Origin of the sequence: Olivibacter jilunii, from assembly GCF_900607235.1 — a bacterium.
GTDB classification, from domain to species: Bacteria; Bacteroidota; Bacteroidia; order Sphingobacteriales; family Sphingobacteriaceae; genus Olivibacter; species Olivibacter oleidegradans.
In genome coordinates this window covers 376,234-402,384 of sequence record NZ_LR027848.1, presented here as the reverse complement: position 1 = coordinate 402,384, position 26,151 = coordinate 376,234, and the positions used below count along the sequence as shown (strand labels likewise).

Here is a 26,151-nt window from a genome sequence, read left to right as displayed (position 1 = left end):
GCTAACGATAAAAACTAGACAACATGTATACAGGACTTAAACATTTACATTCGGGGCTGCGCTATGTGGTTCTTTTATTGTTAATATTAGCGATTATTTCAGCGATAAGCGGATTGGCTGGAAAGAAACCCTACACAGAAGGAAATCGTAAATTGAATTTATTTACCTTAATTTCGGGCCACATCCAGTTATTGATAGGTTTAGCACTGTATGCAATGAGCTCGATGGTTACGTTTAACGATATGAGCAACGTCATGAAAACTGCGAACCTGCGTTATTGGACAGTGGAACATATTAGTATGATGGTATTGGCCATTATATTAATAACCGTAGGGCATTCCAAATCAAAAAAGGCGATGGATGCCTCCGCTAAACACAAGTCTATTGCTGTATTTTACACGATTGCTTTGGTTATTATACTGGCCGCTATTATGATGGCTGTTGGAAAAGGCTTTATAACCTTCTGGGGATTCTAAAGGCTTGAGCCTTTTTATGTTAACTTTAGTCAAAAAAATTTGAAATATTAAAATTTTATAGTAGGTTTGCTTTATCATGACAATCGATACTACAATACGCAACTGGTGGTGGCCTGTTAAAGAACAGCGCCGGGAGCATATATAATGGCATAGATTGATCAACCAAAGCCGAAACTTATAAACCCGACGCATATACGTCGGGTTTTTTTGTGCTTATGATTACAGCAATGTTAACAATTTAAGAATGGAGACATATCAATTAAAGACGAGATTTAAAAAGTTATTAGCGGACACGACCACACCGGTGAGTATATATTTACGATTGCGGGACGTTTTTCCCAATAGTCTACTGTTGGAAAGTTCAGATTACCACAGTCGCGAAAATAGCATGAGTTATGTTTGTTGCAGTCCAATAGCTGGTATCAGCCTCAATGAAAAGCAGTTAAATATGTATTTTCCCGATGGCCAAAAACGCAGCAAGCCAGCAGATGCCGTTAATTTAAGAGAAGAAGTTTCCAATTTTCGCCGGTCTTTCGCGGCTGATAACCTTGATGATTTCAAATTTATTACGAACGGGTTATTTGGATATTTCACCTTTGATACCGTTGCTCATTTCGAAGATATCACTTTAAAGACACCTATTGATGAAGCACGAAATATTCCTTTTCTGCAGTATCACGTCTATCGTTATGTGATTGCCATCGACCATTTCCGTAATGAGCTCTATGTGTTTGAGCATTATTTGGGTGAACCTGAGGAAGACGGTTTGAGCAAAATCCAGTACTTGATTCAAAATAAAAATTTTCCTGAATACAAATTTGAGCTTAATGGCGAGGAGCGTTCCAATAAAACGGATGAGGAATACAAATCATTGGTTGAAAAAACGAAAGAGCATATCTTCCGAGGAGATGTGTTTCAGATTGTTCCGTCGCGAGCTTTTAGTAGGCCGTTTTTAGGAGACGAGTTTAACGTTTACAGAAGCTTACGTTCCGTGAACCCATCTCCGTATTTATTTTATTTTGACTATGGTAACTTTAAATTATTCGGCTCTTCGCCGGAAGCCCAACTGACAATTAAGGGGAATGAGGCGTCCATTTATCCTATTGCAGGAACTTTCAAAAGAACGGGAAATACTATAGAGGATCTTCGAGTTGCGGAAGCTTTGAAGAACGACCCTAAGGAAAGTGCAGAGCATGTTATGTTGGTTGATTTAGCACGGAACGACTTAAGTAGGCACTGCATCGATGTGGAAGTTAGATCCTTCAAGGAGGCGCAATTCTATTCGCATGTCATTCACCTCGTTTCGAAAGTGAGTGGAACCTTACAGGACGGGGCTAATCCTTTTGATGTGGTAGGCGATACCTTTCCGGCCGGAACCTTGAGCGGTGCACCCAAACATATGGCCATGCAGTTGATCGATCGCTACGAGAAACAACAACGTGGATTTTATAGTGGCGCCATCGGCTTTATGGGTTTCAATGGAGATTTCAATCATGCGATCATGATCCGAACTTTTTTGAGCAAGAATAATAGATTGCACTACCAAGCTGGGGGTGGTGTGGTAGCAGACTCGTCGGCAGAAGGCGAATTAAATGAAGTTAATAATAAAATAGCCGCTCTCAGAAAAGCGTTAACTTTAGCCGAAGAGCTCTAGGCTGTTGATAAGAAATAGTTAAGTAGTGAAATGGCGAGGTAGCTGAGGCTGATTGCTGATAGCTAAAAGCCGATAGAAATGAATAAATAAGCTGACAGCAGATTGCTGAAGGCTAAACGCTGATAAAAACAACAATGACGCAGAAAAAACTTGCTACTGAACCAAAGATACTGGTGGTAGATAATTACGATTCTTTTACCTTTAATTTAGTGCATCTGCTGCAAGAATGTGGCTTGGATTGCACAGTGGTTAGAAATGACAAATTTCGCATCGAAGAGGTGGCGGCTTATGATAAAATTTTGCTTTCGCCCGGGCCCGGGATTCCGGAAGAAGCCGGGCTCCTCATGGACGTTATTCGTACTTATGGTGCATCTAAAAGTATTCTCGGTATCTGTTTGGGACAGCAAGCAATCGCTGAAGTATATGGAGGGAAACTATTTAATCTTAAAAGGCCTGTGCATGGTACCGCAACTCCCTTAAAGATTCTAAAATCAACGGAACCGTTATTTAAAGGCTTGCCCGAACGCTTTAACATTGGTCGTTATCATTCTTGGGCCGTAGCACAGGAACAATTTCCCGAAGAGCTTGAGATAACCGCTGTCGATGATGAGGGGGTGATTATGGCCTTGTCTCATCGCTATTATGATGTAAAGGGTTTACAGTTCCATCCTGAATCTGTTTTAAGTGAGCACGGAAAACAAATGATCGCCAACTGGTTGAATAATTAATCGGCATACAATGAATATACTGGATAAGATTATAAGCAGAAAAAGAGAAGAACTATTAATTGCTAAACAGCAAGTAACAATAGATGACCTGATGCGTCGGCCACTTTTCGATCGTACTTGTTACAATCTCAGAGACTCGGTACTTGATCCGCAGAGAACCGGCATTATTGCAGAATATAAGAGAGCCTCTCCATCAAAAGGCGTAATCAATGATCAGGTTACCGTTGAAGAAGTTACCAGGGGATATGCAGAGGCAGGTGCCTCCGCTATTTCAGTTTTAACTGATCGTGATTTCTTTAAGGGCAGTTTACAAGATTTAATAAAAGCTCGGGAAACGGTGAATGTACCTTTGTTACGAAAAGATTTTATCATTGACGAATATCAGATAGCCGAAGCAAAAGCATATGGTGCCGATATCATATTGTTAATAGCCGCTGTTTTAAATAATGAAGAGGTGGAATCGCTGGCCAAATATGCTAAAAACTTAGGTTTGAATGTGCTTTTAGAAGTACATAACCAGCAGGAGCTGGAAACGAATTTATTCGACACGGTAGATGCTATTGGCGTAAACAACCGAAACCTTAAAGATTTTACAGTATCAATTGATCACTCGTTAGCGCTGGTGAACCGCATTCCGGAATCCTTTGTTAAAGTTTCGGAAAGCGGCATAAGCGATCCTCTTGTTATTAAGCAATTGAAAAAGGCGGGTTTTCAGGCGTTCTTGATCGGTGAAAACTTCATGAAAACAACGGACCCTTCAGCATCGATTAAACAGTTCGTGAACGAATTATAATTTACGCAGTCGATTGCTTTACACAAAAAGATGAACATCTGCCAAAAAGCTAGTCAATTTATTATGAGGTATATAATATTTCGTTATTTTTGCGTCTCACCTTAAATGAAACTATCCTCAAAAATGGCTAGATTAAATCTATTGGAAGAAACGCGTTTCGAGAAACTCCCCGTAACCGTTTACAAAAATTCAAAGGCAGCCTCATTAGCTGTCGCTGCTCGTATTGCAACCCTAATTAAAGAAAAGCAAGAAAAAGGTGAGCAGGCCGTATTAGGTCTCGCTACAGGTGCAACTCCTGTTCAAGTTTATGCAGAGCTTGTACGACTTCACCGCGAAGAAGGACTAAGCTTTCAAAACGTTACTACTTTTAATTTGGATGAATATTATCCCATGCAACCCGACTCTGCCCAGAGTTATGTTACCTTTATGAACAAAAACTTATTTGATCATATCGATATTAAGCGGGAAAATATTAACATCCCTGATGGAACACTCGATCTATCGGACATACCGACCTATTGTATGGAGTATGAGCGTAAGATCAGTGAACTGGGTGGTTTGGATTTTCAACTTTTAGGAATCGGTAGAACCGGCCACATAGGTTTCAATGAGCCTGGTTCGGCCCCGAATTCAGGTACCCGTTTGGTTACTTTGGACGACCTTACCCGTCGAGATGCGTCTCGCGATTTTGGGGGGAAGGAGAACGTGCCAACGAAGGCTATTACTATGGGTATCGGTACCATTTTTAAGGCTCGCGAAATCATTTTGATGGCTTGGAGTCCTGTTAAGGCCGAAATTGTTAAAAAGGCAGTGGAGGGGGAAATGTCTTCGGATGTGCCCGCAACCTTCCTTCAGCTTTCTGATAATGTTGAATTCGTTTTGGATGAGGGAGCCGCAAGTGAATTGACCCGTTTCAACACGCCTTGGTTGGTCAAAGACTGTGTTTGGAACTCTAAAACCATAAAAAAGGCAGTAATTTGGTTGGCCCAAACGGTTAAAAAGCCAATTCTCAAATTAACCGAAGAAGATTACAACAACCATGGCATGGCGCAATTGGCCACGGAAAAAGGGCCGGTTTATAACATTAATATAGATATTTTTAATCAGCTTCAACATACGATTACCGGTTGGCCGGGAGGGAAACCTAACGCGGATGATAGTCAGCGTCCTGAACGTGCAGTGCCTGCGAGGAAAAATGCGATTATCTTTTCACCACACCCGGATGATGACGTAATTTCTATGGGTGGTACTTTTATACGTTTGGCTGATCAGGGACATAATGTACACGTTGCTTATCAGACTTCCGGGAACACAGCTGTTTGGGATGATGATGTCTTACGGTATATAGAATTTGCTACTGACTTTACAAAGTCGCTGAATTTAGGGACCCAAAAATTAGAAGCATTATATAACGAAACCCGAAGATTTATAGCAGCCAAAAAACCGAACCAAATTGATACAGAAGAAATCCGTACCATTAAGGGGCTAATTCGTAAAGGAGAAGCAATAGCGGGTGCCCGATTTGCGGGTCTGCCTGACGAAAATATCCATTTTCAGGATTTACCTTTTTACGATAGGGGCAAATTTTCAAAGGTTGTATCTTATGAGGACGATATCGTAAAGACGATGGAGTTATTGCAGCAAATCAAACCGCATCAGGTTTTTGCAGCCGGTGATTTTGCCGATCCGCATGGAACGCATAAAGTTTGTTTCGACATTATTTTGGAAGCGTTGACCCGATTAAGTAAAACGGAGGAGTGGACAAAAGATTGCTGGTTGTGGCTATATAGAGGGGCATGGCACGAGTTTGAGATTCATGAAATAGAAATGGCCGTTCCCTTGTCACCACAAGAAGTGATTCGGAAACGCCACGCTATTTTTAAACATCAATCACAAAAAGATCTGCCTGTGTTTCCGGGAGATGATGCTCGTGAGTTCTGGGTACGTGCCGAGGATAGAACCAGTGAAACGGCGAGAAAATACGATGAACTAGGTTTAGCGGATTATGAAGCCATTGAGGCTTTTGTTCGCTGGAAATTTTAATGAATACAGATTGGGTTTGTTTAAGTATCTATTGAGATGCTTGAACAAACCTCAATCTAATATTGTAATTCGCCTTTCAAATTAACGCGAACATGAAAGGGCTGTAAATACGTGTCAACTAAAACTGCAAATTCTCTACGACTTAGTTTTCGTTCCGGATCGTAAGAACCTTTAAATTTAAAGCGTTTTATCCAACCTTTCTCAACTTCAGCATTTAACTCCTCTCCCCTATTGGCAACATACTTTATTAAATCCAATAAGTCACTTAACTTAAATACAGGGATATCTTTGTCTTTAAACCATATCTGACTTCTGGTATATAACTGTTTGATGGGAAATTCGACTTCTTTTGAAGACACCAAACTGTCGGGAGAAAACTGAAAAGAGTTTTCGTTATTTTTATAGACACCCCGCAGGATACCAGTGGCTCCAACTCGTTGGATCTGCGGGTGATGTACATCGGATAAACGGATGTCCTGAAAAGGCATCATAAAACTCTTAAAGGCTAAAAGCTCGCCCTGTAATGTCCTGACATTAATTTTGTCAGAGGTAGTATTAAAAAAAGCACAGTAAGCTGCTGCAGCACCGCAGGCTTGTGCGCGCAACATCAATAGCGGTATCCGCTCTATATTATCGGGGGATAATAGCTTCTCATTCGGTTTTGTTGAGAAATAGTTTCTTAGTGAACTGTCGGGCAACAGATTACTTAGCGGTATATTGAAAATCTGTTTTCCTATTTGTCCGACAGCAACCCCCGTTCTGTATAAAGATGAATCATAGTTGATTTGCTTAACCAGTTCAGAAGGAAAATATTCCTTATCTTTAATATCCTTTTCCTTTAATAAACTTAATAGCGAAGCTTTATCGGTAGCATCTACTATTGCCCTTACTTTTATTTTTTTCCTGTTGCTTAGTGTGATCTGCCATCCTTTACCCGATTTCTCTATAGCAGAAATCGTAAGATTTTTTTTATAAGATAATCGCTTAATCGTGTCTGCGCTGTTTTCAAAAACGTTTTGCGCTATTCTAGGTGCTATATGTTTTTTTGCAGCAAATAATGCAGAATCCGAGATTTCTTTAACATTAGCAATTCCCTTTAAAAAAAATGCCCAGGTCCCAACATCGAGCAAGTGATTGGATGAAATGCTTTTCGTTTCACCTTGTATTAGTGTCCCTCCTATATTGGTTGAATCTACTATCCAATAAGTTTCAACACCGGATTGTGCAGACTGCATGGCTGCAGAAAAAGCATCGGCTCCATGTCCGTATACCAGTACTTGTGGCTTAGGGGGCTTTTTACTTTTTTGTGCCGTTCCCTGAAAGGGTATTGAACAGCATAAAATCAAGAAGAAGAGTCTATTTACCATCTTGCATAGAATGAATTGCTGTTAGGTCTGTTCCGTTTGCCTGCAAGTTACGCAGATGATGAATAATTTCCAATTCTAAATGACTATCGGGAATAATACCTAAAGATAAGTGGGATTGCTTTGGGAGCTTCCTTGGTCGGTTTTACTTAAAAATAGAACGTTTTTTTTGTCACTTTTTTCCGCAAAAAGTAACCAAAAACTCATCACTTGGAACTTTGCTATAAAAGGTAGTGCCTCAACGTGCAAACCGCAAATTTCCTAGGTGATATTTTAGCAGAACGTTGGGCTTTTACTTTTAACCGGACGTATTATTTCTTCAGCCCTAAATATTAGCCCTGTGCGCTGGAAGAATGGCCTTGGAGGATACCGACGTAACGAGCCGCAAAGCATTTGCATGTCTGTTCATACGGCAATATCCAAGCGGATTGAGGAAGTGAAACGGCTCCAATACGCGCCAGCGATGCTTTGCCATCGGTTGCAAGGTAGCCTACATGAGCCTTGATTTTGCTCAACTTTTATCAAGAAAAGTTGATTAAAATAATAGTTCCTTTAATATAAACAATTCATCTATGTGTTAAATCGATCCCTGTTTTAGGTCAAAAAGCCGATAGTCATATTCTTCTAATACTAACACCAAACATACATGAAAAGCGAAATCTCTAAATAATTCATTTAAGCGATAAGCAAACTATTTATTAACAATAACTGTTATATACTTAGTTTGAAATATCATATCAGGAAATTATGAGTACATCTGCATCTATGACGCCACTTTCACAGGTTATGAATAAATTAGCCGCTAAAGGATATGGCGAAGAAATCACGATAAAAAAAGAAGGGGCTTATTTAGGTAACCTGAAATCACCCGTTTACCAACCACAAGACTTAACCATTGTTCGAAATTACCGTTTTGAAGGGGAAAGTGATCCTGCCGATATGTCTGTTTTATATGCCATAGAAACGAAAGATGGTAAAAAAGGATTTCTTTTAAATGCCTATGGTACCTATTCAGATCAAGATGCTGCCGATTACGATGCATTCATACTCGATGTGCCTATTGACGAGAAAGCAGAGCTGGAAGAATTGGGAAATTAGTTCATAATTGATCGGGGGATAACGAATAAGTAACAACTGGGTGCTGATAGCCGATGCAACTACAAATAAACGCCTTTTTTATCAATAAAGTCCAATACTTTATCCGGTAAAAAATACTTTACGCTTTTATGATCTTTTATGGCATTTCGAATAAAGGTGGATGATATTTCCATTAACGGCGTTTCGGTAAAAGTAATTCGGGGATGTTCCGCCCATTCGCCCGCATCATAACCAGGTCTTGGATACACATAAACGAAAAAATCACGTAAAATGATTTCGTAGTTTTTCCACTTCTTCAATGTAACTAGGTTGTCGGAACCCATAATTAAAACGAAATCTTTGGTAGGGTAACGTTCCTTGAGGTGGACTAAGGTGTCAATGGTATAGGAAGGTTGCGTAAGACGGAATTCAATATCACTTGCTCGTATGCGGTCTGTATTGTCAATGGCCAAGTTTACCATTTCCAATCGATCATACATATTCAGAAGGCTATCCTTCCTTTTTAGTGGGTTATGCGGTGAAACCACCAGCCACACCTCCGAAAGGTCGGTATAATTGGCCATGTAATTAGCAATAATTAAATGGCCAATATGAATAGGATTAAATGAACCAAAAAAAAGTCCTATTTTCTGCATTCCGTTAATCGCCTTATTTCAAAAAATCAAGCAATAATTCAGACGCCTCTTGGCACGCTTTGTCAAGATCGTCATTTTTTAGGATAACATCAAACTTCTCTGCATAAGCCAATTCTTTCCCGGCCTTTTCAATGCGCTCCTTAAGTTTCTCTTCTGTATCCGTTCCTCTTCCACGTAATCTTTCTACCAACACATCCAATGAAGGCGGCTGTACAAAAATTGCAAGCGCATTTTCGCCGAATTTTTTCTTTAAATGCAAGCCTCCAATGACGTCAATATCGAAGATAACCGCTTTTCCTTCCATCCAAATGCGTTCTATTTCAGCACGTAGTGTACCATAAAAAGTGCCGGAATATACCTCCTCGAATTCTACAAACTCCTTTTTTGCAATGCGGTGTAAGAACTCTTCTTTAGTGATGAAGTAATAATCCTTTCCATTCACTTCGCCATCACGGGGCTCTCTTGTGCTAGCAGAGATTGAAAAGGCAATCTTGTCATTAAATTTTTCCAGTAACCACTTTACTATTGTTGTTTTTCCAGCGCCTGAGGGTGCGGAGAAGATAATTAGCTTTCCTTCCATCCGGTAATGACAAGTTTATTCTATAAAATATTTAGTAATTGTTCCTTGATTTTTTCCAGCTCTTCCTTCATTTGAACAACCGTCTGCTGAATCTGTGCATTGTTTGCCTTCGATCCAAGCGTATTGATTTCACGTCCCATCTCCTGGGAGATAAAACCTAATTTTTTTCCATTTGCATCCGGTGCAGTCAGGATCTTACCAAAGTACTCGCAATGGCTTCGCAATCTGACCTTTTCCTCTGTTATATCTAACTTATCAATATAAAAAATCAACTCTTGTTCGAAACGATTTTTATCAACATTTTCGCCGCCTACGGCCTCTTCCATATAATTACTGATACGTTCTCTGATTAATGGAATCCGAGCTACTTCTTGGCTTTCTACGGTTAATAGAAGCTCCAAAATGATTTGGTTTCGTTTAAAAAGATCATCTTTGAGAACTTTTCCTTCATCCGACCGGAATTGTTGGAATTTCTCCAATGCTAAATAAAATGTATCCAGCAAATCTTGCCATTCTTCTTCATCGGCAGCCTCTTCGGCGTAGCTTATGACCTCCGGCAAATTCAGTGCTAATTCGAATATATTTTCCGTAGGATCGCCAAGATCTGTTGCAATGGCTTTTAGTTGGTGATAGTAATTTTTCAACAAACCGCCATCAATGGTGGCCGCCTTCGCTGCGGCATCGGCATATTCGACGTTGACCGTTATATTGACCTTCCCCCGTTCAATCAGTTTAGTACACTCGTTACGAAGGAATAACTCTTTTTCAGAGAAAGTTTTAGGTAACTTCAGACTAAGTTCTAAATATTTTGAGTTTAGCGACTTAATTTCTACCGTATATTTCGCTTTGGCACTTTCTTTGGTCCCTAAACCAAATCCGGTCATTGATTTTATCATATGCAAACTTAGATAAAATGCTTGACATTTGCGAACATCAGGTAATGATATCGTTGTTCATCGTAGGTAATTAGCTAATGGGATCATAATGACGGGACAACTGTCGGCAACTGATAGTCACTAGCTAATTTAACATTTTTTAGCACTATTAATGCAAATGATTTGTTATGTTTACCGAGGAGAAGTATGGAGCGCAAAAAACACTTTAAAAGCATATATAACACCGTTCTGACACTATTTTTACTTAGTTTGGGCTCCTTGGTACACGCGCAGGAGACACTTGAGGGAATAGTTCTGGAGAAAGGCACCCCAAAGAGAGTCGCGGAAGCTACAATTACCAATAGAAGGACCTTGGAGAAAGCGATTTCAAACAGTGAGGGCGGTTTTGTCATTCCTGCTAAGGCTGGGGATACGCTTATAGTTACTAAGTATGCCTATTCATCAGAGTATTATCGTATTACCGATCCCAAAAATATTGTGGTAAGTTTAAATCCCACCATTGAATTGGAAACGGTCACTGTTACGGGCAAAACCAGAAAAGAAGAGCTTCAGGATATATTGGAGGATTACGAAAAGCAGACACCCTATGGGGCTCGCAAGCCTAAGGCATTGGCCTACTTCTTTAATCCATTAAGCGCTTTGTATGGTACTTTCAGTCGGTCAGCAAAGAATGCCAGAAGATTCAACAATTATGCGCAGAATGAAATAAAAGAGACTGAGGTCGATAAAAAATTCAATAAATATAATGTTGGCGAGATTACCGGTTTGCAGGGAGATGATCTCATGAATTTTATGTCGCTCTACCGTCCGAGTTACGAGCAGTGTAGGTACTGGAATGAGTACGATATTCGGGATTATCTAAAGGCGTCTCTGGAAAAATTTGAACGCGATGGTAGACCAAAGGCAGAAACCTTGCCGAAGATTCCAATTCCTGAACAACAACTCAATAAAAAGGAATACTAGTTCGTTTGCGAGAGCTGTTTGATTTGTCATTTTCAAACAGCTCTTCTCAGAGATTTAGTAGCCAAAAAGCGTTTTCAGATCAAGCTCTTGCACCGTCCCATATGCTGCGAGATCCGTGTTTTTCACACGTTCTCTGCTTCCTACGATGCAATATGAATAGGCCTTTCCCTTAAACTCACTACGATGAAAATACTGCAGGTCCGAAAAATTCATGTCTTTCACTTCATTATATACTTTCTTACGCATATCATAATCGACACCTAATCGCCGCGCATTTAAGAAAGAATAAATAATGCCATCTTCTGTAATACGGCTGGTTTCGAGCGACCTGAGTAACCCTTCTTTGCTGGTATTGAAGACTTTTTCAGAGGCAGGCAAATCGTGAAGCAGCTCGTTCATTCCTGATATAGCCTCCTTCAGTTTATCCGCCTGTGTGCCTACGTAAGCCAGAATACTGTAACGATCATCCTTCTTACTTGGAGAAGAGTAAACCGCATAGGTAGAATAGGCAAGTGCTTTAGATTCCCGAATCGTTTGAAAAACAATACCGCTCATCCCGCCACCAAAATAGTTATTAAAAAGTTGAATAACCGCCGTTTTATCCGGATCATACACATCAGAATTTCTGAACCAATCGATTTCAGCTTGCACCATATCATAATGTGCAAAATATACTTTTGATTCATTCTGCGTCGTCTTTTCGAACTTTACCGGAGCTGGATAAGCCTTTAGGGGACTGGCTGTAACATGCAAAGCGCTTAATTCACTGCTTAGCGATGCCGTACTCTTAGGGCCATAGTAGATAACCTGATGTTCGTAGTTTATCAGATCGTGCAAAATATCCGTTAATTCACTGGCTTGAACTGCTTCCAGTTCTTCATCTGTTAACACGTAATTAAATGGATTTTTTGCACCATACTGGGCGTAACTCACCAAGCCTTTTAAGATAGCACTTTTATCCAGTTTAGCATCCTCACGTGCTTTCTTCAGACGCGATTTTAAACGCTGCCAAGCTTGTTCATCCGGCTGGCAATTTTTCAATAAATCCTCCAGTAATTGAACCGCCTGTCCGAAATTCTCCTGCAAGCCATCTAAGCTAATGGAGCTAACTTCCGAAGAAACGTTAACATCAAAGGATGATGCAATTTGATAAAAGGCCTTACTGATATCCTCTGCGCTTTTTGTCGATGTACCAATATATTGTAAATATTCGGCGGCAATGGGCAGTAATTTGTTGTGATAGCTACCCATTTCTAATCGATAGCTCAAGCGAAAAATATCGTTCGTTTTATTTTCCACCGACAAGAGCGTTAGCCCATTAATTCGGTCTCGATTAATATCTTTGCCGTAATCGATCCACATAGGAGCGACCGGTGTTTCCGGCATCTCATTCACTTGCTTCAAAAAAGCAGATTGAGCATCTCTGTTCACTTCAACCGGTGTAATTGCCGGTTTCTCAACTTTCTTTATACTTTTATCCTCCCCCTTCTTCTTATAGACGGCGACATAATTATTATTTAAGTATTTCTTTGCGAAAAGCATGATGTCTTGCTTCGTGATTGTCGCCAGTGTACTATTATAAGCGACCATTCGTCGCCAATCTATATCCGATGTAAAGGCATCCATCAGGCTGCTTGCTCTGGATCTGTAGCTTTCGTTCGACTCGATAGTATACTTTTTGGCGTTATTAAGGATGCCAATTAAAAGCTCATCAGAGAACATGCCTGTTTTGAGCTTTTCAATCTCGTCCAGCATCAGCTGTTTTACCTCATCCAATGATTGACCTTTCATAGGCCTTCCTTGCAAGAGTAGCGTACTATAATCTTTGAGTACATAAGGAAAGGCTGCGGCAGAAAGCAGGCGTTGTTTTTTAACTAAATTGAGATCGAATAGACCTGCGTTACCATTGGTAAGAATGCTACCGATCAGCTCTAGTAATTGGGTGTCCTTACTCTGAGATCCCGGAAAGCGGTAGCCAATCATCACACTTTCAGGTGTTGGCCCAACCACTTCCTTAAGAATTGGTGTTACCATTTCCTTTTCAGGTTCAAAGTGGTAGGCCGGTACTTCTTTCTCCTTCATAAAGGAAAAGCCAGTATCGATTTTTTTTATCACGAGATCTGGATTAAAATCTCCCGACATAATGATGGCCATATTATTGGGGACATAGTATGTTCGATAATAATCTCTGATTGCAATTAAAGAAGGATTCTTTAAATGTTCGATTGTCCCTATGGTTGTTTGCTTACCATAGCTGTTTGGAAATAGATTTTCAAACATGGATTCGAATACCTTAGTGCCATCATTATCCAAGCCCCTGTTCTTTTCTTCATAGACAGCCTCCAATTCGGTGTGAAAAATTCTGAAAATCGGATTCCGAAATCGCTCCGCCTGTACGGCTAAAAACTTATCGATGGACGAAGAGGGGATGTTTTCGATGTAAACGGTCTGTTCAAATGATGTAAAAGCGTTGCTCCCTTGCGAACCCATGTTGGCCATCAACTTATCATATTCATTAGCGATAGCGAATTTTGCCGCTTCACCTGAAACTCGGTCAATTTCGGTATAAATCGCTTTTCGTTTCGCTGAGTCGGTTGTTGAATTATATTGCTCATATAATTTATCAATCTGGTTTAGCAAAGGCTGTTCTTTCGACCACGTTAAGGTTCCAAATTTGTCCGTACCTTTAAAGAGTAGATGCTCAAGATAGTGCGCTAAACCGGTATGGCTTGCCGGGTCCGTTTTACTTCCTGCTTTGACCGCTATATAGGTTTGAATTCGTGGTTCTTTCGTAGAAGGACTTAAAATTACGGTAAGACCGTTCTTTAAGGTATAAAATCTAGACTGCGTGGGGTCGTTTGTGACGTAACGGTAAGTATAACCGTCGCTAGTAGCGGTCTTCCATTCGTATGCCTGCTGCCCGAATAAAGTGCCTATGCCTATAAAAAGAAATAGAATGGATAGTATATTTGTATGTTTCATATGTGTGAAATTAACTTGGCCTAAAGTTAATGTTTTAAATCAAAAACTTTTTGGCACTTGGTTTGTATAACTTTTAACGTCATCAAAAAATATTAAAATGAGCATAAAAAAGAACATAGCTATTTTTGGTGTGGCACTGGCTACATCAAGTATGTTATTCACCAGCTGTAATACAGTTAAATCCATGAATAACACCCAAAAAGGTGCAGGTATAGGTGCCGTAGGTGGAGCAGGATTAGGTGCGCTTATTGGTAAAAAAGCAGGTAATACGGCTGTGGGAGCCATCATCGGTGGAGCTCTTGGTGGAGTGGCCGGTGGGCTGATTGGAAAGAAAATGGACAAACAGGCCGCAGAAATTGAGCGGACAGTAGACGGTGCGGAAGTCGTACAAGCAGGTGAAGGTATCATTGTCAAATTCGATTCAGGCATCTTATTCGGATTTGACCAAACAGCCTTAAAGCCGGAAGCCCAAACTAACATTAAGAACTTGGTTAAGTCGTTGAACGACAATCCTGATACCGACATTTTGATTATAGGTCACACTGACAACAAAGGAACAGCGGAGTATAATCAGGGACTATCGGAACGTAGGGCTGCCGCTGTAAAAAATTATGCAGTGGCACAAGGATTATCCTCTAGCCGGGCAAAGACAGAAGGAAAAAGCTTTAATGAGCCAATTGCTGATAATAGTACCGAAGCCGGACGCGCCCAGAATCGACGCGTAGAAATCGTAATTGTTGCTAACGAAAAGATGAAGGAAGAGGCGAAGCAGCAAAGTTCAATGTAGCCTAAAACATTCACTACATACTCAAGAGAGTAAGCGATTTTAAGCTTACTCTTTTTTTGTTTTAAAGGTATTCATAGAAGCTCAGCGCAAAGCTCCCCAGTTGTTCGGGCCTTTATGATCAAGCATAAAGAAAAGCTATAAAAATAGGCTAATAAAAACCTTTCTTTTTTAAAAGCGAAATTCCTGATGGAATTAGCAAGTGATATTTCAAAATCGGCCTATTCTGTTAACTTTGTATCCAACGATGGGAGGGGATAGAAAATGTCTTCTTACTAAGTCCAAGATTGAACGATAACGAATAAACATATTCCAATGAAACTTTTTTTGTTAGATGGTATGGCTCTGATATACCGGGCTCATTTCGCATTAAGTAAAAGTCCTCGCTTTACCTCTACAGGATTGAATACTTCCGCTATTATGGGCTTTACGAATACTTTATTGGAAGTACTAAAAAAGGAAAACCCATCGCACATGGCGGTCGTGTTTGATACCGAAGCGCCAACAGAGCGTCATACCTCTTTCGAGGCGTATAAAGCCCATCGGGAGGCTATGCCCGAAGATTTGGCAGCGGCTATTCCCTATATTTTTCGATTAATTGAAGGTTTCAATATTCCGGTGATTACCATGGACGGTTTTGAGGCCGATGATATTATTGGGACTTTGGCAAAAAAAGCAGAGCAAGCGGGTTTTGAAGTCTTTTGTATGACGCCTGACAAAGATTATGCACAGCTTGTAAGCGATCATATCAAAATTTACAAGCCTGCCCGTATGGGAAACGGACATGAAATACTGGGCGTAAAGGAAGTGTTAGAGAAGTGGGAAATCGAAAGAGTAGAGCAGGTAATTGATATCTTAGGTCTGTGGGGTGATGCGGTTGATAATATACCCGGCATCCCTGGAGTTGGCGAGAAAACAGCAAAAAAATTGATCCAGGATTTTGGATCGGTTGAGGGAATAATTGCCAATAGCGATCAATTGAAAGGAAAGCTAAAAGAAAATATCGAAACCTATGCTGAACAAGGACTTATTTCAAAAAAGCTGGCAACGATTATCCTCGATGTGCCTGTCGAATTTGAGGCTGAAACCTTGATGATAAGGGAGGCCAATAAAGATTTATTGGAGCCGTTATTTGCGGAATTGGAATTCAGAACATTGGGTAAGCGAGTGTTTGGAGAAGAGTTTAATGTCGTAGACAATAAAGTGTCTGCCGGTGGCCAAATGGATCTCTTCTCATCCGGAGAAAGCGCGGCGCCTGCACCTGAAGCAACAATATCGCCTGCTCCGGGAAACCATATCGGTAATACGGAGCATAGTTATACCTTCGTGGATAGCGAGGAAAAACTGAACGAATTGCTGGCACTTTTAGCGAGCCAGAAGTCTTTTTGTTTCGATACGGAAACCACCGGTACCGATGCTAATTGCTGCGAATTAGTTGGACTTAGCTTTTCGGTAGAAAAAGGCCAAGCGTGGTATGTACCCGCATCAGCGGATCAAAAAGAGGCTCATGCATTGGTTCAGCAATTTAAGCCTGTTTTCGAAAACCCTGCGATCGGTAAAATCGGACAAAATCTAAAGTTCGACATATTGGTTTTGAGCTGGTATGATGTGAAGGTTGCAGGTGAGCTTTTTGATACCATGTTGGCTCATTATCTCATTGATCCCGAGACTAGGCATGGAATGGACGTGTTATCGGAAAATTACTTGGGGTATACACCGGTGTCCATTACCACGTTAATCGGCCCAAAAGGCAAAGGGCAATTAAATATGCGCGATGTAGACCCTAAAACGGTTAGCGATTATGCCGCAGAGGATGCGGATATCACTTTACAGCTGAAAGAGATTTTTGAACCCATGCTTATTAAGGTTGAGGCTGATAAGCTGGCACATGAAGTCGAGTTTCCACTTGTACCGGTATTGGTAGATATGGAAAGGGTAGGCGTTCGGATCGATGTGAAGGCGCTATCCGACTTCTCCTTGGCGATACAGAATGAAGTTCAAATACTGGAGGCAAGAATTTATGAGAAGGCAGGTGTGCCTTTTAATATTGCTTCCCCTAAACAGTTAGGAGAGGTCTTATTTGATAAATTGCAGCTTGATCCAAAAGCAAAGAAGACAAAGACAGGTCAATATCAAACGGGAGAGGATGTACTCATGGCGCTTGCCAATAAGAGTGACATTGTGCAGGATATACTGGAATATAGGCAGTTACAAAAGTTGCGATCAACTTATGTTGACGCGCTACCCCAGTTGATCAATACGAAAACCGGACGTGTACATACCTCTTATAACCAGGCGGTGGCCGCAACTGGAAGGTTAAGTTCAAACAACCCCAATCTTCAAAATATCCCGATTCGCACGGAGCGGGGAAGAGAAGTTCGGAAAGCTTTTATCGCACGTGATGACGAGCATGTTATCCTTTCGGCGGATTATTCGCAGATTGAACTTCGCTTAATTGCAGAAATCAGTAAAGATGCCAATATGCTGGATGCTTTTGCAAAGGGCTTGGATATTCACACAGCGACAGCGGCCAAGGTGTACGGCGTAGGTTTGGAGGAAGTTACCGGTAATCAAAGGCGGAATGCAAAGGCGGTGAACTTCGGGATTATTTATGGGCAATCGGCATTTGGTCTGTCGCAAAGCTTAGGAATCCCGCGTCGGGAAGCAGCGGATATGATTGAACAATATTTTATTCAGTATCCGGGCATCCGTAATTATATGAATAATACCATCGCCTTTGCTAAAGAGCACGGTTATGTAGAAACGCTGTTAAAACGTCGACGTTACCTGAGGGACATTAATTCGGCCAACGCTACGGTACGAGGTTTTGCAGAGCGAAATGCGATCAATGCCCCTATACAAGGATCGGCTGCCGATTTGATTAAAATTGCGATGATTCACATTCATCAAGATATTCAGCAAGCTAATCTTAAAGGAAAAATGACAATGCAAGTACATGATGAATTGGTGTTTGACGTACCAAGGAATGAGGTTGCAGCGTTTAAGGAAATTATAGAAGCGCGTATGAAGGGAGCTTTAAAAACAGAAGTTCCCATTGTGGTGGAAATTGGTGAAGGGCAAAATTGGCTTGAAGCACACTAGAATGAAAATCAAACAAAAGAAAACGATTTTTAAAATGGGGCTGCTGCTGATCAGCAGTCTATTAATTGGGCCACGCTTAAGGGCGCAAACAGATAGTACGGAAATTAAACCTATCTATTTTGAACAGTTGACGGACGGCACGACGCAGTTCTATTTCGATGAACATTATTTTCTGGTCGATAAATTTTGCCAATTTAAATCCATCGAGCGAGTGGGTAAATATAATATTTCGATCAAAAGCTTCGACGGTCCTTTTACCGATTACAATAACGATGGCAAAGTGATCCTGACAGGGAATTATTTTCAAGGCAAAAAAGAGGGTGTTTTCACGGCCTATTTTGCCAATGGACAGATAAAGTGGACAACTACCTTTAAAAATGGTAAGGCCGAGGGGGTCTCTCGCTATAATTATCCGGATGGCTTGCCGATGCTGGAAATTCTTTATAAAGAGGAGGGAGCTTTTGTCCAAAATTATTGGGATACCAAAAGACGTCAACGCGTGAAAGATGGAAATGGAAAATATGAGTTTTCGGTAAAGGCTGAGGGTTACAACGAATATGGCTACACCTTTACCGACTATCAAGGGAACATTAAATCGGGAAAGCCGGATGGTAATTGGAATATTTTTCTGGTATATCCTAAAAATGAACGCGACTACGCAGGCTATGAGCGATTTGAAGAGGGCGTGTTTAAAGGAGGTTATGATGAAATTACCGGGGTTCCCTATAAGAACGGATCGCGGATACAGATCGGTCCCTCCTTGTTCTTCCTTCAGGCGGAAGGAATGGTCAGCAAGAATTGCACCATAGATGAGAACCAGGATTTTTCTATGTTCATGATGAAGAAACTAGAGACCGCTTTCGCTATTTATGATTCTCGCGGGTTACTCACCGGACCTGCCAAGCTCGAAATAAAGGCGAGTGTTGACAAAACAGGAAGTCTGCGCGAACTGGAGATCGTTAAGGGCTTAGCGGAGAAAGACGGCGATAAAATCATGGCTAATGCCTTACAGAATATCAGTTATTGGATTCCTTCTTACGGCGAGACTGACTATATCGATGATGTTTTTAATATTACTGTAGACGCGATGGTGGACGATGAAAGTGGACGACTCCGCTTTTACAATTTACAAATACAGCGGGAAAAGGGAATATAACGTCAATTAGCTAATGTAATAATTAGCTAATTGATTGATTCTATGCGCAACTTGAGATGCTTGTGCACCTTATCTTTTTTACAAGGTTATCGATTCTCCGATTGCTAGCAAATGAAGGTTTAAACCGGCGGCAGCAAATTTTTGCTTGGCTTCTTCTTCATTGATTTTAATAGGAGGAAAGGTGTTATAGTGTATCCCGATAATATTCTTGCAAGTAACAAAACCAGCGGCTTTAATGGCGTCATCCACGCCCATGGTATAATGGTCTCCGATGGGTAAAATGGCCCAATCCAATTGCTCATCCGCTAAGAGCTTCATCTCCAGCGTCAATGCCGTATCGCCTGCAAAATAGATTTTTTTATCGCCACTTTTGATGAGATATCCCGCGGCTACGCCTCCATATTGCTGATCCGGCGTGCCATTGGTATGTAGTGCATACACCATTTTGGCTGTACCAAAAGAGGTTTTTAGGGTACCGCCAAAATTGAACGCAATAATCTTGTCTTGGTTAATGCCTTGCCGACCTACCCAGGCAGCCGTTTCTACGATGGCAACGACAGTGGCATCCGAGTTTTTTTGAATGGCCGCTACATCTGCTACATGATCTTCATGTGCGTGGCTGAGCATAATATAGTCAGGCTTCAGCGTATTGATGTCTATATGTTTTGCTTGTTCATTTGGTGTAATAAAAGGATCGAACAATACATTGGCGCCAGCTAACTCCAAGGCAATCGTGGCATGTCCATAAAATGTTGCTTTCATGTGTTAAAAGTAAAAAGTTAAAAGTAAACCTGCATGCGGTAGGCAGGAAGTAAAAAAGCCTGCCTTCTGTAAAACTGCTCATTACCCGTTATGAGTTGATAGTCATAATTCTTAAAGCGTATAACTTACCACCCATAAGACAAACTATTGACCAAACATACCACCCAAGCCTCCCAACATGTCTTTGGTTGCGGCTTGCATTTCGGTCTGGCTTACATTTTCAGCTTGCTGAAGAGCCTTGTTGATAGCCACCACTAATAACTCTTCCACTTCCTCCAAATCAGCACCTTCGTGGAACGTTGGGTCTATTGTAATCGATTTAATTTCTTTATTGGCGGTTGCAATTACTTTAATCGCTCCTCCCTCCACTTCACCTGACACACTTATTGTGTCGAGGCGTTTTTTAATTTCTTCGGCCTTTTGCTGTGCCTGAAACAATTTATCGAACATATTCTTTTATATTTAGTTGTCTGTTAAAACGTTAAGTAGTTGAGTCGTTAAGTTCCTACTCAACTACTCAACCATTTCCCCACTCAACTAGTCCCTATTCTCCAACATAATCTCCACTACCGTTATAAGCGCCTTGCCTGATAACGGGCATATCCAATATTTTAAATAGATCGTCTAAATGTGTAAGACTTCCGTTCGCCATATTACTTAACAAAACAATGGTAACATCGTTTTTCAAATCTCTAACATATAAGTTTTTAAAACCATGCCACCAACCTGTATGGTATACAACATGCTCCTTTCCTTGCTCAAAGGTACGCCAACCAAAGCCATAATTAAACACACCTTTGATGGACTTTTTGTTATGTGGTGCGTAAGCAGAGTCTTGCCAACTTTGATTGATTAATCGCCCTTCACGCATAGCACGATCAAAAAGAAATAAATCTTCCACGGTGCTATAAATTCCCTTATCGCCCACGGGGCCGTCGTGAAAATTTTGAACAACAGACCTCCGCCAAACCTTGTCATGGCCGACAACATCGGTAGGTATTTTTTCATAATCAGCTTTAGAGTAAACATGCGTATTCTTCATTCCCGCGGGTCTAAAGATATTCTCTTGCATAAATACCGTAAATGATTGACCGCTTACCTTTTCTATAATTGCCCCCAGTATCATAAAGTTGGAGTTGTTGTAATGAAACCGAGTGTCGGGTTTGGCATAGGGTGCCGGCTTACGCTCAGCAAGAATCTTCATAACGTCCATGTTGGTCATCCCTTTTTTCTTATCGGGCCATAGGTCATCCGTAAAATAAACATAATTGATCAAGCCCGATCGATGCGTTAGTAGCATCCGGACGGTAATGCCTTCATAGGGGAAGTCGGGGAAAAACTCCTTCACTTGCTGGTCGAGCTTTAATTTACCCTCTTGTACCAATAGTAAAATACCGGTAGCAGTTAATGGTTTAGAAACCGAAGCCAATTCAAACTGAGAGCGAATCTTCAAGCTGTCCTTACGCAGATAATCAGCCCAACCAAATGCATTTTCGTAAATAATCTTTCCTTTTTTTGCTATCAGTACATTGCCATTAAACGCCGATTTCTTATGAAGTTTCTGCATAAAAGCATCTACCTCTTTATTTGCATCCCGAGAGTGGTATATGAGCTTGATACTATCGGTAATTGCTTGTTCTTTGGCTTGCTGCGCCTTTTTTTCTTCAGCAGAATTGCAAGCGGCGAATATAATAAAGGAAAGGAGTGAAAATAGTAATAATCGTCTCAACACGTAATGAATTTGCTATTAAAAGTACAACATCATAGGAATGGCGAAATTGATAAAATATTGTGTTAATTGCTAATTTAATGAAATTTTTACACAGCCTGTATGCATAATGTAATAAGAAATAGGAAAAATAAAAACAATTAGCGCGCAAATATGGTCAAGTGTATAAGTTTTATAACTTTGTAAGGATAAATCAACGTGGCCACAAACCCATGTTGATGATGGAATAACAATATCATAACGTATAAACATGTCATATAGAATTGAACGCGATACAATGGGCGAGGTGAAGGTGCCTGCCGATAAGTATTGGGGAGCCCAAACTGAAAGATCCCACGAGAATTTTAAAATTGGTCCGGAAGGTTCGATGCCTAAAGAAATCATCCGCGCTTTTGCTTACTTAAAGAAAGCCGCAGCTTTTACCAATACAGATGCAGGCGTGTTACCGGCAGAAAAGCGGGATTTAATAGCGCAGGTTTGTGATGAGATACTTGAAGGAAAACACGACGGTGAATTTCCTTTGGTAATTTGGCAAACCGGTTCCGGGACACAATCCAATATGAACGTGAATGAAGTGATTGCCAACCGTTCACACGTTATTCAGGGAAATAAATTGGGAGAAGGAAAAACTTTTATCCATCCGAATGATGATGTAAACAAGTCGCAATCGTCGAATGATACCTATCCGACAGCGATGCATATCGCAGCTTATAAGATGTTGGTGGAAACTACTATTCCAGGCGTTGAAAAACTTAGGGATACACTGAAAGAGAAGTCTGATAAATTTAAAGATGTTGTAAAAATTGGCCGTACCCACTTAATGGATGCTACACCTTTAACGCTGGGCCAAGAATTTTCAGGCTATGTAGCCCAACTAAATTACGGATTAAAAGCTTTAAATAATACACTTTCGCACCTTTCTGAGCTGGCATTGGGCGGTACAGCGGTAGGTACCGGGATTAATACACCGAAAGGGTATGATGTCAATGTTGCCAAATACATTGCGGAATTTACGCAATTACCCTTCCGTACCGCTGAAAATAAATTTGAAGCTCTGGCTGCTCATGATGCCATTGTTGAAAGTCACGGCGCATTAAAACAACTGGCGGTATCCCTTATGAAGATTGCAAATGACGTCCGTATGCTAGCTTCCGGGCCGCGTTCGGGCATCGGAGAGATCTTTATTCCGGAGAACGAGCCCGGCTCATCTATTATGCCAGGTAAAGTGAACCCTACCCAGTGCGAGGCCCTAACGATGGTCGCTGCACAGGTAATGGGAAATGACGTAGCCATTACCATAGGAGGTGCTAATGGCCATTATGAACTAAATGTCTTTAAGCCTTTAATGGCTGCCAATTTCCTCCAGTCGGCGAGATTAATTGGTGAAGCTTGCGTTTCCTTTAATGATCACTGTGCGATCGGCATTGAGCCGAACTATGATGGTATTAAAAAACATGTGGAAAATTCACTCATGCTGGTTACGGCCCTGAATCCGCATATCGGTTATGAGAACGCTGCCAAAATTGCGAAGAAGGCCCATAAAGAGAATAAGTCGCTGCGCGAAGCGGCCTTAGAACTCGAGCTACTTACCAATGAGCAATTTGATCAATGGGTGCGCCCCGAAGATATGATCGGTGGTTTGAAATAGGGGTTCTAAAGGATAATGAGGACTCGGAATCATTATTTAATATTTAAAAGCACATACCTTACGCTTGTAGGTATGTGCTTATTGCTTTGTTCTGCCTGCAAGTTTAATCCGAATATACAGGGAGAGGGTGAGCCCTATTTACAAGGGGTGTGGGTGCAAGACTCCATAGCCCACCAAGATCAGCTATTGACCTACAGTTTATATCGTCTTAAGTTTACTTGTGACTCGGTCTATATTACCTTAAAAACCTTTAGCAAGGTAAGAACGGTAGTTGATTCTTGTTACGGCGATGGACAGTGGGAAGAATACGCTAGGGGAGTGTATCTGGTTAGAAATGATAGCTTATTGATAGAATCTACATTTACCCGAAGTAACTGGCGTCAGAAATTATCGGGCTGCCATCGTATCGGTCAATTTTTGCCCCGGTTTAAGTTAGTAAAACATACGGCCGACTCGCTTTACCTCGAAAGCCAATACTATCAAACACCGGTTAATCTGAGGAAAATTGAGCACATTACCTGTGTGCCCAAACCTCTTTGATATTAAACATTTTAGATTTTTTGCTCGTTTTTTTATGAGAATGTTAGCTCAACGGTTCCTGCTTGGAACAGCTATTCTTTGCCTCTCGTCTCTCAATATAATCGCACAGGAGAAGAAGCCCGGACTCTATCAAAGGTTCATGAACGGCAAATTGATGCAGAGTAAACTGGTCCAGAAATTCATCTCGTCAGAAAAAGATTCTACGCGATCAGCTGGTTTTGTGGTGTTGCCTTTATTGGGATATGCACCGGAAACCGGCCTAGAGTATGGACTTTCCGGTATTTACAACTTCTATATTGATAAAAGCGATACGCTCATCCGAACGTCCAGCATTGTATTGCAGGGGTCGTTAACCACAAAAAAGCAATCGAATCTTAAATTGACATCCGATATATGGACAAAAGGCAATGATTATCATATCATTTCAGAGATAAGGTATAAGGATTTTCCATTCAATTTTTATGGAATTGGTGATCAAACTCGAAAAGCAGATAAAGACTCCTTGGTTCAACGATTGTTTAGGCTCAGGTTGGAAGGGGAAAAGAAGATTGTTAAAAATTATTATGTGGGTCTCGGCTTGATTTACGAGAACTATGAATATAATGACGAGGCTCCCGGTGGTATTTACGACTGGACACCACTGTATGGTAAAGAAGGTGGAAAATACCTGGCCTTTGGAATCTCGCAGTTGTATGATAGCCGTAACACAAATATCTACACTACCAAGGGCTACTATGCGCGGGCAGTCTATCATTATATGCCTGATTTCTGGGGAGGGAATAACTTTGAGGGAAGTCGCTTGGATTTCGACTTACGTGCCTTCTTTCCGTTAACACCGAAGTTAACGCTTGGCCTACATGCCACCTACGATGAATACTTCGGCAATGTGCCATTCTATTTATTTCCGCAGCTAGGAAGTGATGAAGTCATGCGAGGGTATTATCCAGGTAGATACCGAGACAAGACATTGATGACCTCGCAGGCAGAGTTGCGCTATCGCGTTCATCCACGTATTGGTTTTACGGCCTTTATGGGAGCTGGGACGGTCTACAATAAAAAGATAGACTTTTCATCGCTGAAACCTTCTTTCGGTGGTGGTTTGCGCTACTTCTTTGATCTGGAACATAATTCGAGCATCCGGATTGATTACGGTATAGGCGAAAAACGTCCCGGAGAGCCGCAGCAATCAGCCTTTTATTTATCGCTCGGCGAAGCGTTTTAGAGTGATCGGCTATCAGCAATCGGTAATCAGCTAAAAATAAAGCTGATAACTCATTTCCGAAAACTGATGGCCTACTAGTAACTAATCTTAAAATGTTCTTTTTCCTGGCCTTTTTTGAAGAAAACCAAGCCAATGAAAAATAGGTCGATTGTTAAAGTTACCTGTGGGTGGTTTTTGATTTCCTGCCAAGCCTCTTTCATGCCATCACTCCAATAAATGTCGTCAAAGATCAGTACAGTCTGTTCATGAACTTTAGGTAGGCAATGATAAAAATAATTTAAAGTCGCCTCCTTCCGATGATTACCATCTAAAAAGAGAAAGTCAATTTTTTCCTGCTCTTGAATAAGCTGCGGTAGGATTATATCAAAGTTTTCTATTTTCAGTTGGACCTGCGACGCACCAAGCTCATCGAGGGTTTGCCGGGCAACAGCCGCAGTCTCCGGGCAACCCTCTACTGTTGTGATGGAGGCATTAGGATTAGCCTTGGCTAGGTAGGCAGTGGTGATTCCTAGGCAAGTGCCTAATTCTATAATGGTTACCGGTGCAAAGCGGTTGGCTAATCGAGCAATAAGCTGTGCAACCCGTTTTGGCTTCAAGGCATTCTTCGCAATCAAACCTACGGCCTTTTGTTTTCCATTATTCATCATCGAACCGGCACCATAGTCGGTTACCGTGATAATTCGTGTGTCCTTCTTTAGCGCTTGCCGCTTTCTTTCGATTTCTTCTTCGTAAGGTTTAGTTGAAAAATCATATATAACCTCATCAACAAGTTTATAAACAAATGGAGAATGCACACCATGGCGTGTTTTAGCGGAGAATTTGTGTATTAGATAATCAATGAAGAAACGGTAGTTTGCCATATACGGCAGCAAAGATAAAGCTTTTATATTTGTTCTTTTCTCTTTGAAAGAAAAGGAACTTTTTTCTTAATCAGCTTTTTCTTGATAAAAAGCCGACAAAACCGAAGAGCAGAGCGATGAGCTCATGAACTCATCT

Annotated in this window: 23 protein-coding genes; 13 read left to right on the top strand and 10 right to left on the bottom strand. The window is 41.0% G+C overall.

What is annotated here, in order from left to right; genetic code table 11:
* The first annotated feature begins 23 nt into the window (after positions 1–23).
* The 5 genes from E0E36_RS01730 (at position 24) to nagB (ending at position 5,694) form a co-directional block, all read left to right on the top strand.
* The gene (locus tag E0E36_RS01730; protein WP_130854520.1) at positions 24–476 is read left to right on the top strand and encodes a cytochrome B; all 453 of its coding nucleotides are present in this window, start codon (positions 24–26) and stop codon (positions 474–476) included.
* 244 nt (positions 477–720) lie between these two features.
* The gene (locus tag E0E36_RS01725) at positions 721–2,130 is read left to right on the top strand and encodes an anthranilate synthase component I family protein (protein WP_130854519.1); all 1,410 of its coding nucleotides are present in this window, start codon (positions 721–723) and stop codon (positions 2,128–2,130) included.
* 134 nt (positions 2,131–2,264) lie between these two features.
* On the top strand, positions 2,265–2,858 hold the full coding sequence (locus tag E0E36_RS01720; protein ID WP_013664796.1) for an anthranilate synthase component II: 594 nt from the start codon (positions 2,265–2,267) through the stop codon (positions 2,856–2,858).
* Between the two features lie 10 nt (positions 2,859–2,868).
* Complete coding sequence (trpC, locus tag E0E36_RS01715; protein WP_130854518.1) at positions 2,869–3,651, top strand: indole-3-glycerol phosphate synthase TrpC; 783 nt, start codon at positions 2,869–2,871, stop codon at positions 3,649–3,651.
* Positions 3,652–3,774: 123 nt separating this feature from the next.
* Positions 3,775–5,694, top strand: coding sequence for a glucosamine-6-phosphate deaminase (gene nagB, locus E0E36_RS01710; protein ID WP_130854517.1), 1,920 nt, complete (start codon positions 3,775–3,777; stop codon positions 5,692–5,694).
* A gap of 56 nt (positions 5,695–5,750) precedes the next feature.
* Here nagB and E0E36_RS01705 read toward each other — a convergent pair whose 3' ends face one another.
* Entirely contained in the window at positions 5,751–7,061 is a 1,311-nt protein-coding gene (locus E0E36_RS01705; RefSeq protein ID WP_130854516.1) for an FAD-dependent oxidoreductase, read from the bottom strand.
* Positions 7,062–7,390: 329 nt separating this feature from the next.
* Positions 7,391–7,573 (bottom strand): hypothetical protein, encoded by a 183-nt coding sequence (locus E0E36_RS01700; RefSeq protein ID WP_130854515.1) that lies wholly within the window; start codon positions 7,571–7,573, stop codon positions 7,391–7,393.
* 232 nt (positions 7,574–7,805) lie between these two features.
* Between E0E36_RS01700 and E0E36_RS01695 the strand changes: the two genes are divergently transcribed.
* Positions 7,806–8,156, top strand: coding sequence for a hypothetical protein (locus E0E36_RS01695; RefSeq protein WP_130854514.1), 351 nt, complete (start codon positions 7,806–7,808; stop codon positions 8,154–8,156).
* Between the two features lie 59 nt (positions 8,157–8,215).
* Here E0E36_RS01695 and nadD read toward each other — a convergent pair whose 3' ends face one another.
* Genes nadD through E0E36_RS01680 form a run of 3 tightly spaced genes read right to left on the bottom strand, consistent with a single transcriptional unit; the run spans position 8,216 to position 10,267 of the window.
* Entirely contained in the window at positions 8,216–8,791 is a 576-nt protein-coding gene (gene nadD, locus E0E36_RS01690; protein WP_130854513.1) for a nicotinate (nicotinamide) nucleotide adenylyltransferase, read from the bottom strand.
* 13 nt (positions 8,792–8,804) lie between these two features.
* On the bottom strand, positions 8,805–9,371 hold the full coding sequence (gene gmk, locus E0E36_RS01685; protein WP_013664802.1) for a guanylate kinase: 567 nt from the start codon (positions 9,369–9,371) through the stop codon (positions 8,805–8,807).
* Between the two features lie 20 nt (positions 9,372–9,391).
* Complete coding sequence (locus E0E36_RS01680) at positions 9,392–10,267, bottom strand: YicC/YloC family endoribonuclease (protein ID WP_130854512.1); 876 nt, start codon at positions 10,265–10,267, stop codon at positions 9,392–9,394.
* A 186-nt stretch (positions 10,268–10,453) separates the two neighbouring features.
* On the opposite strand from E0E36_RS01680, the gene E0E36_RS01675 reads away from it, so the two are divergent.
* Positions 10,454–11,230: a hypothetical protein gene (locus E0E36_RS01675; RefSeq protein ID WP_013664804.1), complete on the top strand. Its 777-nt coding sequence runs from the start codon at positions 10,454–10,456 to the stop codon at positions 11,228–11,230.
* Positions 11,231–11,284: 54 nt separating this feature from the next.
* On the opposite strand, the gene E0E36_RS01670 is transcribed toward E0E36_RS01675, so the two are convergent.
* Positions 11,285–14,212: a M16 family metallopeptidase gene (locus E0E36_RS01670; protein WP_130854511.1), complete on the bottom strand. Its 2,928-nt coding sequence runs from the start codon at positions 14,210–14,212 to the stop codon at positions 11,285–11,287.
* A 97-nt stretch (positions 14,213–14,309) separates the two neighbouring features.
* Between E0E36_RS01670 and E0E36_RS01665 the strand changes: the two genes are divergently transcribed.
* The 3 genes from E0E36_RS01665 to E0E36_RS01655 all read left to right on the top strand — a co-directional run bounded on the left by E0E36_RS01665 (position 14,310) and on the right by E0E36_RS01655 (position 19,254).
* Complete coding sequence (locus tag E0E36_RS01665; RefSeq protein WP_013664806.1) at positions 14,310–14,999, top strand: YiaD family glycine zipper/OmpA-like lipoprotein; 690 nt, start codon at positions 14,310–14,312, stop codon at positions 14,997–14,999.
* 312 nt (positions 15,000–15,311) lie between these two features.
* Positions 15,312–18,098: a DNA polymerase I gene (gene polA / locus E0E36_RS01660; RefSeq protein ID WP_130854510.1), complete on the top strand. Its 2,787-nt coding sequence runs from the start codon at positions 15,312–15,314 to the stop codon at positions 18,096–18,098.
* 1 nt (position 18,099) lies between these two features.
* Positions 18,100–19,254, top strand: coding sequence for a toxin-antitoxin system YwqK family antitoxin (locus E0E36_RS01655; protein WP_130854509.1), 1,155 nt, complete (start codon positions 18,100–18,102; stop codon positions 19,252–19,254).
* 78 nt (positions 19,255–19,332) lie between these two features.
* On the opposite strand, the gene E0E36_RS01650 is transcribed toward E0E36_RS01655, so the two are convergent.
* From E0E36_RS01650 to E0E36_RS01640, 3 genes are all read right to left on the bottom strand, one after another.
* Entirely contained in the window at positions 19,333–20,016 is a 684-nt protein-coding gene (locus E0E36_RS01650; protein WP_130854508.1) for a metal-dependent hydrolase, read from the bottom strand.
* 144 nt (positions 20,017–20,160) lie between these two features.
* Entirely contained in the window at positions 20,161–20,466 is a 306-nt protein-coding gene (locus E0E36_RS01645) for a YbaB/EbfC family nucleoid-associated protein (RefSeq protein ID WP_013664810.1), read from the bottom strand.
* Between the two features lie 94 nt (positions 20,467–20,560).
* Positions 20,561–21,748 carry a serine hydrolase domain-containing protein gene (locus tag E0E36_RS01640; RefSeq protein WP_242627109.1) on the bottom strand — a complete coding sequence of 396 codons (1,188 nt, stop codon included), beginning with the start codon at positions 21,746–21,748 and terminating at the stop codon, positions 20,561–20,563.
* A gap of 247 nt (positions 21,749–21,995) precedes the next feature.
* Between E0E36_RS01640 and fumC the strand changes: the two genes are divergently transcribed.
* The 3 genes from fumC (at position 21,996) to E0E36_RS01625 (ending at position 25,155) form a co-directional block, all read left to right on the top strand.
* Positions 21,996–23,393, top strand: a complete 1,398-nt coding sequence (gene fumC, locus E0E36_RS01635) for a class II fumarate hydratase (RefSeq protein ID WP_013664812.1) — start codon at positions 21,996–21,998, stop codon at positions 23,391–23,393.
* 72 nt (positions 23,394–23,465) lie between these two features.
* Entirely contained in the window at positions 23,466–23,933 is a 468-nt protein-coding gene (locus E0E36_RS01630; protein WP_149105161.1) for a fumarate hydratase, read from the top strand.
* 34 nt (positions 23,934–23,967) lie between these two features.
* Complete coding sequence (locus E0E36_RS01625) at positions 23,968–25,155, top strand: BamA/TamA family outer membrane protein (protein WP_130854506.1); 1,188 nt, start codon at positions 23,968–23,970, stop codon at positions 25,153–25,155.
* A gap of 74 nt (positions 25,156–25,229) precedes the next feature.
* On the opposite strand, the gene E0E36_RS01620 is transcribed toward E0E36_RS01625, so the two are convergent.
* On the bottom strand, positions 25,230–26,015 hold the full coding sequence (locus E0E36_RS01620) for an O-methyltransferase (protein ID WP_130854505.1): 786 nt from the start codon (positions 26,013–26,015) through the stop codon (positions 25,230–25,232).
* Positions 26,016–26,151 lie beyond the last annotated feature (136 nt).

Bases quoted from the DNA above. Each gene is read 5' to 3' on its own strand.
- E0E36_RS01680 (WP_130854512.1), bottom strand. From the start codon at position 10,267: ATGATAAAATCAATGACCGGATTTGGTTTAGGGACCAAAGAAAGTGCC.
- nadD (WP_130854513.1), bottom strand. From the start codon at position 8,791: ATGCAGAAAATAGGACTTTTTTTTGGTTCATTTAATCCTATTCATATT.
- E0E36_RS01655 (WP_130854509.1), top strand. From the start codon at position 18,100: ATGAAAATCAAACAAAAGAAAACGATTTTTAAAATGGGGCTGCTGCTG.
- E0E36_RS01630 (WP_149105161.1), top strand. From the start codon at position 23,466: ATGTGCTTATTGCTTTGTTCTGCCTGCAAGTTTAATCCGAATATACAG.
- E0E36_RS01650 (WP_130854508.1), bottom strand. From the start codon at position 20,016: ATGAAAGCAACATTTTATGGACATGCCACGATTGCCTTGGAGTTAGCT.
- fumC (WP_013664812.1), top strand. From the start codon at position 21,996: ATGTCATATAGAATTGAACGCGATACAATGGGCGAGGTGAAGGTGCCT.
- E0E36_RS01645 (WP_013664810.1), bottom strand. From the start codon at position 20,466: ATGTTCGATAAATTGTTTCAGGCACAGCAAAAGGCCGAAGAAATTAAA.
- E0E36_RS01625 (WP_130854506.1), top strand. From the start codon at position 23,968: ATGAGAATGTTAGCTCAACGGTTCCTGCTTGGAACAGCTATTCTTTGC.
- E0E36_RS01730 (WP_130854520.1), top strand. From the start codon at position 24: ATGTATACAGGACTTAAACATTTACATTCGGGGCTGCGCTATGTGGTT.
- trpC (WP_130854518.1), top strand. From the start codon at position 2,869: ATGAATATACTGGATAAGATTATAAGCAGAAAAAGAGAAGAACTATTA.
- E0E36_RS01725 (WP_130854519.1), top strand. From the start codon at position 721: ATGGAGACATATCAATTAAAGACGAGATTTAAAAAGTTATTAGCGGAC.
- gmk (WP_013664802.1), bottom strand. From the start codon at position 9,371: ATGGAAGGAAAGCTAATTATCTTCTCCGCACCCTCAGGCGCTGGAAAA.
- nagB (WP_130854517.1), top strand. From the start codon at position 3,775: ATGGCTAGATTAAATCTATTGGAAGAAACGCGTTTCGAGAAACTCCCC.
- E0E36_RS01675 (WP_013664804.1), top strand. From the start codon at position 10,454: ATGGAGCGCAAAAAACACTTTAAAAGCATATATAACACCGTTCTGACA.
- E0E36_RS01620 (WP_130854505.1), bottom strand. From the start codon at position 26,015: ATGGCAAACTACCGTTTCTTCATTGATTATCTAATACACAAATTCTCC.
- polA (WP_130854510.1), top strand. From the start codon at position 15,312: ATGAAACTTTTTTTGTTAGATGGTATGGCTCTGATATACCGGGCTCAT.
- E0E36_RS01695 (WP_130854514.1), top strand. From the start codon at position 7,806: ATGAGTACATCTGCATCTATGACGCCACTTTCACAGGTTATGAATAAA.
- E0E36_RS01665 (WP_013664806.1), top strand. From the start codon at position 14,310: ATGAGCATAAAAAAGAACATAGCTATTTTTGGTGTGGCACTGGCTACA.
- E0E36_RS01720 (WP_013664796.1), top strand. From the start codon at position 2,265: ATGACGCAGAAAAAACTTGCTACTGAACCAAAGATACTGGTGGTAGAT.
- E0E36_RS01705 (WP_130854516.1), bottom strand. From the start codon at position 7,061: ATGGTAAATAGACTCTTCTTCTTGATTTTATGCTGTTCAATACCCTTT.
- E0E36_RS01670 (WP_130854511.1), bottom strand. From the start codon at position 14,212: ATGAAACATACAAATATACTATCCATTCTATTTCTTTTTATAGGCATA.